Below are 3,327 nucleotides of genomic sequence, written 5' to 3'. Positions count from 1 at the left end.
GCAATAGATGCTAAAAAAACAGGATGAGAGGAAGTTGGCGAATGAGTATGAAGAAAAAGATATTATCTGTTGGTGGTGTATTTATTGTAGGTGTACTTGTCGGTTCGGCTCTCATGTACAACAATTCGTTCTACCATACGGTTAATGACGCACTAGGCAGAGGTGCAACGCAGAATTCGATCGCTAGTGTCGGCAATGTGGGCGGAGTGGAGACAATTAACGTGAACAGCATGGATCTGGAAACGGCATTGATGGCGGTTCAACAGCAACGCTCGCAACTTCTGCAAAAGCAGCTGCAGGATCAAATCACAGCTGTGCAGGATAGGAACAATCAGATAGGCCAATTAAATGCTGTTTTGTCCAAGGCTGGGGAGATAGATATTCAGGCTGGTTCTTCACCCGATAATGCTATAAATGATAATCAGACAGAAGCCATGAGAAAAGCAATGGAAGAAGCCGGTATCAGTACAGCGCCGCCTAAAAATAAAGACGAACTCGAAGCGATAAAGCAGCAATCTAAAAGTCAAATCGACTCTCTATCGAATTCGCAACAGATGGATATGCTTCGTTTACAGAGTTTGTCCAATAAACGAAACGAAGCGTTCGACGTTATGACGAACTTCCTTAAGAAGATGCAGGATTCCAGAAGCAGCATTATCGGCAATATGAGATAAGGGAAGTTGAGCAGATGTCCTCCGAAGACGTTTTTTCTTTTTTGCACGAGCATCCTCTGTTGCGCGGTATACCGGATGATGAGCTGCGGATTGCGGCCAGTTCTATTCAATCCATCGATTTCATGGACGGACAATCGCTCCTTGTTGAAGGTGAAATCGGCACGGAATGTTATTTTATTCGTACGGGTAACGTACAGGTTTCATCGCGCAATTTGGTCGGGAAGTCGATGCTGCTGGCCGAGCTCGGTTCGGGGGCGTTAGTCGGAGAAATCGGATTGCTGCAAAACGAACGCAGAACAGCTCGTGTAACAGCCATTGGCAACGTATCGGCTTTGCGTTTGGATCGTCAGTTATTCGAGTTATTGGCCGAAAGCAGCCCGTTGTTCCATGAGAGCATGCTGCTAACCGTCCGCATTCGAATGATCCATCGGAAGCTTCGCAACGCTACAATATGGTCGGTCATTCCTGACGCCGAGCTTCGCGGTCTCGCGGAAGTCACGACAGTCCGAAAAGTTGCGAAAGGTGAAACCGTCGTGKCGGAGGGAGCGCTTGCCGATCAATTTTACATGGTTAGCAAGGGCAGATTGGAAGCCGGCAGGAGGAGACGAAAAAGGACGGTTCTGCTCGAAGGCGATTTTTTCGGGGAAGCGATGCTATTGACCGATACTCCTTCAGAGGTTGCAATTACGGCATCCGAGGATAGTGAATTATTGGTGATGGGAAAGAGCGAGTTTCTGTATGTACTAAGTTATTACGCCCCGATACAGAAGCAGTTTATGGAGATACTCAACATCCGGACGCCACACCTGGTTTCCAAAGTTAAATATGAGTATGGTGGAGAGCCAGAGCCTGTCTCCGAGGAACACAACTCGATCCTGCCTAAAGCCAGGGAGCGCTGGATTGACGTACTTCTTTGGCTGGGCGGGGGCTTCATCGTACTGTCTCTGCTGGCTCTGTTCCTGAACAACAGTTGGCTGAGCATCGCGGTTATGATTGTAGGAGGACTCGTGGGTCCCGTTACATTCGTTTCTTATATTCGAGACCACCAGTTATTAGGTTTTCGACAGACGCGTTTAAGCTTGATTTTCGCGTCTTCCGCGATTTTCGCGGTTCCTGTGGCGTGGTTCCTTGAGCGATCGTGGCTATTCGGCATCGGCGACAGCGGCTTGGATTTCGCACAGTTTAGATTGCCGCTGTTTGTATCATTGATCGAGGAAAGCGCTAAACTTCTCGTGTGCATCGCACTTGTCCGCACGAAGCAAATGCATTTTCTGATGGATGCGGTCGTGTTCGGAGCGGCAGCAGGCATGGGATTTGYTGCGGTAGAAAGCATGATCTACGGTTGGTCGCATATTGATGAGGCATCTTCAGTCGGCATGTTATCCGTTCTCTGGATCAGGGCCTTATTGTCACCCTTCGGCCATGGAGCGTGGACGGCGATCGCGGCTGTAGGAATCTGGATTGGTGTGGCATCAACGAAGTCGAAAGCCTTTGGTAACGCGCGTGGCGTGTACAAGGTTGGAGGCGCAATCCTCCTGCTTCTCCTAGTCATCGGTTTGCATGCGCTATGGAATTACCGTTTTGACAATGGTTGGGAAAAGATAGGAATGATGGTTGTTATCGGTTGGATCGATATCATCTTGTTATATGTCTTGATCCGTATCGGCAGAAGAGAGGAAATTCAAACCCTTTCGACTATGAATCCCTATGTGCAAGAGCAGCTGCGGCATCTCGATCCGGACGATACGACCGATGGCGAGCTGCATTGCAGCGGCTGCGGTACCTTATCTCCGAGGAGTACCAGATATTGCGCTCGTTGCGGACACGCTTTAAGAATCAAATAAAATGGGATTATTAATGCAGCTGCGTCAATACCCGGGTTAATCTTTGAGAAAACAGCTAGTTTTAAACGCAAGCGAGACAAAATCAACTCATTGAAAAAAATATCGCTCAACATCTAGTCGCTACCGGGTAATGAGAGCGTTGTAAAGATAAAAAGAGCAAACGCTGCGACAGCGTTTGCTCTTTTTATTGAGGTAACGGGAAGAAAGCTTAACGTTGAAACACTCCTTACTGTTTCTTTTAACAAGAAGCGACCCGTGAGGAGCCCGATATTCAATTAAAGAAATTCATTAACGGATCGGTTTTTTATGATATCTAGAACAAAAAATCCTAAATCATCATAGCTCATTGTATTTAATTTCTCTTTGAAAGCCTCCGGAATAGTCTCTTTTTCAAAAACTCCTTTGATAATATCAATTACTAATTCAACTCTAGCCTGATGCCGGTCCTTAGTGTCAATGCTCATTCATTTGTTCTCCTATTCTAGATTAATGTCCTTCTCTCTTGGCTATACCTATAGCGTAAATAGATGATTGCCGATTTTCTTGGTGGCTGTACGCGTCTTGAACCAAGCCGATTTGGAKATAACCGGATTATAGTAGAACAACGCATTGCCGGTGGGATCCGTCCCTTTTACAGCTGCTTTAGCCGCCTTGAATGCCGTTTGATTCGGAATAAGCCAGTACTGTCCGTCTTTTACGGCTGAGAAAGCATTTGGCTCCATAATGACTTCTTTTACTGTATTCGGAAACTTTGAAGACTGGAGGCGATTCATTACGACCGCACCGACCGCCACTTGACCTGTATAATC

The 3,327-nt window shown here is 46.8% G+C and carries 4 protein-coding genes; 2 read left to right on the top strand and 2 right to left on the bottom strand.

Annotated features, from left to right (window positions below):
• Positions 1-41 precede the first annotated feature (41 nt).
• Positions 42-674 (top strand): hypothetical protein, encoded by a 633-nt coding sequence (locus AC1DWN_RS30795; protein ID WP_477562669.1) that lies wholly within the window; start codon positions 42-44, stop codon positions 672-674.
• 14 nt (positions 675-688) lie between these two features.
• The gene (locus AC1DWN_RS30790; protein WP_477562668.1) at positions 689-2,518 is read left to right on the top strand and encodes a cyclic nucleotide-binding domain-containing protein; all 1,830 of its coding nucleotides are present in this window, start codon (positions 689-691) and stop codon (positions 2,516-2,518) included.
• Positions 2,519-2,793: 275 nt separating this feature from the next.
• On the opposite strand, the gene AC1DWN_RS30785 is transcribed toward AC1DWN_RS30790, so the two are convergent.
• Entirely contained in the window at positions 2,794-2,982 is a 189-nt protein-coding gene (locus AC1DWN_RS30785) for a hypothetical protein (RefSeq protein ID WP_477562667.1), read from the bottom strand.
• Positions 2,983-3,030: 48 nt separating this feature from the next.
• Positions 3,031-3,327, bottom strand: a 297-nt coding sequence (locus AC1DWN_RS30780; RefSeq protein ID WP_477562666.1) for a cell wall hydrolase, incomplete at its 5' end; no start/stop codon positions are given.

The organism is Paenibacillus sp. P4_A7 (assembly GCF_056402455.1).
Note: the sequence above shows the minus strand (reverse complement) of the source record. Positions and strands in the feature narration are given on the sequence as shown.

Bases quoted from the DNA above. Each gene is read 5' to 3' on its own strand.
- AC1DWN_RS30795 (WP_477562669.1), top strand. From the start codon at position 42: ATGAGTATGAAGAAAAAGATATTATCTGTTGGTGGTGTATTTATTGTA.
- AC1DWN_RS30785 (WP_477562667.1), bottom strand. From the start codon at position 2,982: ATGAGCATTGACACTAAGGACCGGCATCAGGCTAGAGTTGAATTAGTA.